This is a genomic window from Desulfitobacterium sp., assembly GCF_982384815.1.
Genome location: NZ_CEVWNY010000149.1, coordinates 1 through 6447 on the forward strand (window position 1 = coordinate 1; position 6447 = coordinate 6447).

General features: G+C 43.0%; 9 protein-coding genes and 1 pseudogene. All 10 read left to right on the top strand.

Annotated elements, in window-relative coordinates; genetic code table 11:
• A partial coding sequence (locus AC1U9U_RS15040; RefSeq protein ID WP_479961367.1) for an SIS domain-containing protein occupies positions 1-418 on the top strand: 418 nt, incomplete at its 5' end.
• A gap of 29 nt (positions 419-447) precedes the next feature.
• Positions 448-567, top strand: a pseudogene (locus AC1U9U_RS15045) (helix-turn-helix domain-containing protein); the annotation flags it as partial.
• Between the two features lie 47 nt (positions 568-614).
• A complete protein-coding gene (locus tag AC1U9U_RS15050; RefSeq protein WP_479961368.1) occupies positions 615-815 on the top strand; it encodes a hypothetical protein in 201 nt (66 codons plus the stop codon).
• 115 nt (positions 816-930) lie between these two features.
• Complete coding sequence (locus AC1U9U_RS15055) at positions 931-1443, top strand: cysteine hydrolase family protein (RefSeq protein WP_479961369.1); 513 nt, start codon at positions 931-933, stop codon at positions 1441-1443.
• Between the two features lie 106 nt (positions 1444-1549).
• Positions 1550-2341 carry a hypothetical protein gene (locus tag AC1U9U_RS15060; RefSeq protein ID WP_479961370.1) on the top strand — a complete coding sequence of 264 codons (792 nt, stop codon included), beginning with the start codon at positions 1550-1552 and terminating at the stop codon, positions 2339-2341.
• A 131-nt stretch (positions 2342-2472) separates the two neighbouring features.
• Entirely contained in the window at positions 2473-3408 is a 936-nt protein-coding gene (trxB, locus tag AC1U9U_RS15065) for a thioredoxin-disulfide reductase (protein WP_479961371.1), read from the top strand.
• Between the two features lie 180 nt (positions 3409-3588).
• Complete coding sequence (locus tag AC1U9U_RS15070) at positions 3589-4011, top strand: MerR family transcriptional regulator (RefSeq protein WP_479961372.1); 423 nt, start codon at positions 3589-3591, stop codon at positions 4009-4011.
• A 46-nt stretch (positions 4012-4057) separates the two neighbouring features.
• Positions 4058-5296, top strand: coding sequence for an acyl-CoA dehydrogenase family protein (locus AC1U9U_RS15075; protein WP_479961373.1), 1239 nt, complete (start codon positions 4058-4060; stop codon positions 5294-5296).
• A gap of 68 nt (positions 5297-5364) precedes the next feature.
• Entirely contained in the window at positions 5365-5712 is a 348-nt protein-coding gene (locus tag AC1U9U_RS15080) for a class I adenylate-forming enzyme family protein (protein WP_479961374.1), read from the top strand.
• A 271-nt stretch (positions 5713-5983) separates the two neighbouring features.
• Positions 5984-6447: fumarylacetoacetate hydrolase family protein (locus tag AC1U9U_RS15085; RefSeq protein ID WP_479961375.1), on the top strand; the 464-nt coding region annotated here is incomplete at its 3' end.

A 6447-nucleotide genomic window follows, 5' to 3' on the forward strand; every position in this document is an offset into this window, starting at 1 on the left:
GGGCCGCGGCCTAGACTGGAATGTCGCTATGGAAGGGGCCTTGAAGCTCAAGGAGATCTCCTATATCCATGCGGAAGCCTATGCCGCCGGAGAATTAAAACACGGCACCTTGGCTTTAATCACCGACCAAACGCCTATTATTGCCCTGGCTACTCAGATGGATGTCTACGAAAAGACAGTGTCGAATATCATTGAGGTTAGAGCTCGGGATGCGAAAGTCACCGGCATCACCTTCAAAGGCAATGAGGATCTGGCCAAATCAGTGGATCATGTGATCTACCTGCCTAAGACTATTGCCGAACTAGCCCCTATTCTTACTGTGATTCCGTTACAGCTGCTGGCCTACTATGTCTCTGTGGCCAGGGGCTGTGACGTGGATAAGCCGAGAAATTTGGCGAAGAGCGTTACGGTGGAATAGTACGGAAGAGAAAATTAGAACTAGTGTTCATCGGGACTCAAAAATTCAATATCAGCCGTCTGGAGAGTGGAACCTATAATCCATCCCTTGACTTTCTGGCTAAAGTTGCCCGATGCCTTGGGAAAGAAGTACAGATAATATTAAAATAATGGGTTGTGGCAGCACGCATTTATTATAAAAAGGCACTGAAAAATCAGTGCCTTTCCTTCAAGCCCCGGAATTGTGGGAAGGGGCGCTCAGTGGCTGCAATGGCAGGTTTTTTGAGGATACCATATACGATGTGGATGAGGCTGCAGCCGCGGAATTCGATAAGAAGTTTCCCCCTAAAGAGCTTCAGGATAATTTACCAAGCCAAGAACGGTTCCGTTACCTGGTAGGATTAAGGAGGCCGAGGTAAAAGTAGAGTGAGCAGACTTATTACATCATGCCTTATTATGACCAGGATGATATAATTAGGTGGTCAGAGATAGCCATACCTTTGGCAAAAAAAGTTGAGTCGGGGGGAGTTTAAAATGAAGGTTTTGGTAGTTATTGATATGCAGAATGATTTCATTGATGGAGCGCTTGGTACGAAGGAAGCTGTGGAAATCGTTGCTAAAGTGAAGGAGAAGATTGACAGTTATCTGGCTTCAGGTGAGACGGTCATTTATACACAGGATACCCATACTGAGGCCTACCTTCAGACACAAGAAGGGGAAAAGCTGCCTATAGAGCACTGTATAAAGGGGACCCCAGGTTGGGAGATTTCCCCAAAGGTGTATGTGAGCGGATGTCAGGTAGTTGAAAAGCCTTCTTTCGGTTCAATAGAGCTTGCTGAATTGATTGCTCAGATAAAGGAAATACAGTCTATCGAGCTCATCGGGCTTTGTACGGATATCTGTGTTATTTCCAATGCATTGATTATGAAAGCAAAAATGCCGGAGGTTCCGATTGTTGTTGACTCATCATGTTGTGCAGGTGCGACTTTGGAAGGGCATCAAAACGCCTTGTGTGCAATGAGGATTTGCCAGATTGAGGTGATCTAAGAATAGTTTCTGGATATGGCTATGGCCCTCGGAAAAATACCCTTTTCCGAATGTTTTAATAATATAAGGATAAAAGAGTATATAAATATAGAAGGGGATGAAAAAAATGAAACTAAGCAAGGGCTTTCATTTAGCCAATAAGTACTATCCATTATTATTGGTTCCAATAATTCTTGATCTTTTGCAAATAAAAGAAATTCTGAGGTCTGTACAAGAGTTCAACCTGCAAGTGACTATTCCTGCAGCGGTGCCAAGCATTACCCAAATCTTAAATACTTCTGATCAAGGCGCTGCCGGTTTTAACGTAAATCTACCTTATGATTTTTTGGACAATAGTTTTTTGATTGTCTTAGCTATTGTGCTTTTTTTCCTTGCCGGCACATTTTTAAAAGGGGGATTTCTGGGGTGTATCTTGGCTGGAATTGAGGAGCAGGAAGTCAGTGTAAACACCTTCATTCAAAGGTCAAAACAATACTTTGGACGTTTTCTGGCACAGGTTTTACTCATGTTCGCTCTATTTATTCCTGTTATGATACTCGTGCTTGTCTTTTGGCCCCTGGGGCCAGTGGTTGCTATAGGTATCTTTATTTTAGCTTTTTTCTTAACCTTTTGGGATTATAGTATCGTGGCTGAAAATGCCGGTCTTATCGAGGCCGCCCAAAATTCTCTGACTCGTGTTAGAGCTAATTTAGGAAAAGTGTTTTATTTTGTACTACCAATTGTGCTTATTACAGTCTTATTAAGCATTCTAGCCAATGCTTTGATAGGTGCCGGGCTTTTATTAGCTACACTGTCTATTGTTCTCTATGCATATTTCGGAACGGCAGTTATTTTTGCCATAATGGGATTTTACTTGGAGATCTCAGGACAGGGAGAAGAAAATAATTCTTTTGAATGATTTTATAAATCTTTGTATTGAAGGTATTTTTTAATATGAGTGGAAAATAGCTGGATTATGGCATAAAAAAGATCGAATTGATGATACTTTGAGTGAAGAGATAACTAATTTTTAGATAAGGTGGGAACAAAGTGTCCGAAGAAAAAATTTACGATGTTGTCATTATCGGTGCCGGTCCGGCTGGAATGACAGCCGCCGTTTATACTTCACGCGCCAATTTGTCGACATTAATGATTGAACGTGGGATTCCCGGAGGTCAGATGGCTAATACCGAAGAAGTTGAGAACTATCCTGGTTATGACAGTATACTAGGGCCCGATTTATCTACTAAAATGTTCGAACATGCCAAAAAGTTTGGTGCCGAGTATGCTTACGGTGAAATTCTGCAAATTGTTGATAACGGGAAATTAAAAACAGTAGTTGCCGGTGGGAAAGAATACAAAACTTACACTGTGATTATTGCATCCGGTGCTGAATATAAGAAACTAGGCGTACCTGGTGAGAAAGAACTTGCCGGTCGAGGTGTATCTTATTGTGCCGTCTGTGACGGAGCTTTTTTTAAAGGAAAAGAGCTTGTTGTTGTAGGCGGAGGAGACTCTGCTGTTGAAGAGGGTATTTATTTAACAAGGTTCGCTTCAAAAGTAACCATTGTCCATCGCCGTGACCAATTACGTGCCCAAAAAATCCTTCAAGAGCGTGCCTTTGCCAATGAAAAGATTGATTTTATTTGGAATCACAGCGTGAAAGAAATTCATGAGAAGGACGGGAAAGTCGGTAGTCTTACCCTCGTTTCAACAGTAGACGGAACCGAACAGGAATTTAAGGCGGACGGAGTTTTTATTTATGTAGGAATGTTGCCGCTGTCTAAACCATTTACAAGCCTTGGTATTACCAATGAAAGTGGCTATATCGCCACAAATGATGAAATGGAAACGAGAGTACCGGGAATTTTTGCAGCCGGTGATATTCGTGAAAAAACCCTACGGCAAATTGTTACGGCTACGGGTGATGGCAGTATTGCTGCTCGAGCTGCACAACATTATGTCGAGGAAATCAGGAACACTTGAAGGTCAAGCAATAATAGGGTAAGCAAAAGATTATTTTAGGTTAGTAAAAAATATTTGGTTTGCATGTTGTCTTCTTGTTTTTCATATTGACGTTAACGTTAACTGGTATTAGAATATTCTATAAACAGTCTAACAAATTTAAATATTGCAACAGGTGATTATTCAAAAAGGTGGTCTAAAATGAAGGCAAAAATAAGTGGCCCGATCTGGACTATTTCTGAACTTGCAGACGAACTAAGTATTACCACTCGAACAATTCGCTATTATGAGGAGGTGGGACTGGTAGAACCGCAACACCATGCCGATATCGGTCAACGGCTCTATGGCACTCGGGAGCGGGCCAGGCTAAAACTTATTTTAAGAGGCAAACGCATGGGCTTCTCATTAGCGGAAATTAAAGAGATGATTGATCTTTACGATGTAGATCATACGGAAAAAGAGCAATTGCAGCGAACGGTGGAGTATGGTGCAAGGCGGCTTCGAGAAATTGATGAAATGATCAGGGAATTACAGATGATGCGGGAAGAGATACTGGAGTATCATGAGAAGTTTTCGGAAAGACTTAAGCAGTTTAGCGAAAAGCCAATGAATCCTAAACGGTAGAGACCCATTTAGCCAACAAATAGATATTAAGCAAAGGAGGAAAACGATGTTTGATTTTATGCTTAATGACGAACAGTTAAAACTGGCACGAGAAGCTGCCGAATTTGCCAAGACGAAAGTTTCCAAGCAATTGGTTTTGGACATGGATGCAGAAAAGGTTATTTATCCGCGGGAATATATTACCGCTCTGGCTAAGGAGAATTTGCTGGGACTGCGTTTTCCTAAAGCCTATGGCGGCAGAGATTTAGGCTGGGCAGATGAAGTGATCGCTATAGAAGAAATAGGTACCCTGGGTACAAGCCTGGGTTGTCTATACTCTCTTCCATCGATTGTGGGAGAAGCGATCAATAAGTTTGGCAGCGAGGACTTAAAAAAGCGATTTTTGCATCCCACCTTAGAGGGCAAACTCTGTACTGCTGAAGCATTAACAGAACCGAGAGGCGGGTCGGACTTTTTCGGAGCGACTACGGTAGCAGTCCGCCAAGGGGATCATTATGTGCTTAATGGCCAAAAACGTTTTGTGGTCGGGGCGGAAGGTGCCGATTATTTCATGGTCTATGCAAAGACTCGTGACGATGCCTCTCCTCATCAAAGTATTAGCGCTTTCTTGGTGGAGAGGGGTCCCGGTGTGGAAGTCGGGCATATTTACGGTTTGATGGGAACACGGGGCGGCGGAGCAGGGCGCGTTGTGTTCCGAGATGTTAAAGTTCCGGTTGAAAACATACTGGGGAAAGAGCATGGGGCCGCTGAGATTTTCTATCAAATGATGATTCCGGAGAGGATGACCAGTGCTGCCGGAGCTTTAGGAACAGCAAAAGCCGCTTTGGAGGTTGCGGCGCGTTATAGTACCAAGCGCAAGGCCTTTGGCAAAAAAATCAAAGATTTCCAAGGTGTTAATTTTAAAGTCGCCGATAGTATCACCCAACTTGACGCTGCCCGCGCTTTAGTTTATACCGCGGCACGCGCTATTGATGCCGGTGTTGAGGCCGGCCGGGCACGACGCTTAGTGTCCGAAGCCAAGAAGTGTGCCACGGAAACAGCTTGGCAGGTTGTTAACGCCGCTATGCAGATTATGGGCGGGATCGGTTATACCAATGTTTATCCCATTGAGCGCATGCTGCGGGATACCCGGTTGATCATGATTTGGACCGGAACCAATGAAATCATGAACCTGATTATCCAACATGAGTATTATAAGCAATTAGCAGGTGATGACAAAATCCAACGCAATTGGGAAGAGGATGCAGTCAATGCTCATTTAGAGGAAGAAAAGATTTACGAATAGAGGGTGAAATTGGGGGTACAACCCTGGAAACGCTCCGTGATGGCTGGCTATTAACCGGAGATGTCGCCATGAGTGATGAAGATGGGTATTTGTGGATCATGGATCGAAAAAAAGACGTGATTATTTCCGGAGGGGTCAATATTTATCCAAAGGAAATTGAAGATCTCCTACTAACCCATCCGCTGATTGCCGACGTTGCGGTCATTGGAGTAGCCCATCCCGATTGGGGTGAAAGCGTGTGTGCAGTGGTTGCTTTGCAGCAAGACGCAACAATAACATTAGAAGAAATCAGGCAATTTTGCCATAATAGACTTGCAGATTATAAGATGCCTAAATTACTAAGAGTTGTACCTGCTTTACCAAGAAATTCTTCAGGGAAATTACTGAAATATCATCTTCGCGAACATATTTCTTAGTGCTCGTAGATTATTCAAGGTCATAGCCGACGTGCTTAAACTAAAAGGATAGAGAAGGATATTGAAAAAGTATCCTGACTCTATCCCTTTTTGCTTATATTTTGTAATATGGACACCTGATACATTCCACGGATTTTTATTAGGAGCGAGGGGTATGTTGGGGGGCTTTTACCGGTGCTGCGAAAGGGGGAAAGTTATCATTAGTTATATGATATTTGGACCTTTTAGGCTATAATTTCCTTAACAAAAACTGTTTAAAGAAGGAATGTAAATGCAAGTAAAAAATATCTATTGTGTCGGTCGCAATTACATGCAACATGCTAAGGAACTAAATAATGCAGTCCCAACTTCTCCATTTCTTTTTGCTAAGCCTACCCATACTCTGGTTGAAGCTCAGGGTCAGACTATTTCTATGCCACAGGACCGGGGTGATGTTCATTACGAAGTGGAATTGGTTGTCCATGTGGGTAAGAAATATGAGCCAGGTATGAAGACAGAGGAACTCATTGATAAGATGGCTATAGGGATTGATTTTACCTTAAGAGAGGTTCAAGAAGAGCTAAAGAAAAAGGGGCTCCCTTGGTTACTGGCCAAAGGGTTCCCTAATTCAGCGGCATTATCCCAATGGCTGCCTTTCGAGGGGCTGGAGGCTACAGCCAGACATGATTTTACCCTTGAGCTGAACGGTAAAGAGGTGCAAAGAGGAAATATCAAGGAGATGATTTTTGATATTCC

Excerpts from the sequence above, each read along its gene's own strand:
- AC1U9U_RS15055 (WP_479961369.1), top strand. The coding sequence starts at position 931 with ATGAAGGTTTTGGTAGTTATTGATATGCAGAATGATTTCATTGATGGA.
- AC1U9U_RS15070 (WP_479961372.1), top strand. The coding sequence starts at position 3,589 with ATGAAGGCAAAAATAAGTGGCCCGATCTGGACTATTTCTGAACTTGCA.
- AC1U9U_RS15075 (WP_479961373.1), top strand. The coding sequence starts at position 4,058 with ATGTTTGATTTTATGCTTAATGACGAACAGTTAAAACTGGCACGAGAA.
- AC1U9U_RS15080 (WP_479961374.1), top strand. The coding sequence starts at position 5,365 with ATGAGTGATGAAGATGGGTATTTGTGGATCATGGATCGAAAAAAAGAC.
- AC1U9U_RS15060 (WP_479961370.1), top strand. The coding sequence starts at position 1,550 with ATGAAACTAAGCAAGGGCTTTCATTTAGCCAATAAGTACTATCCATTA.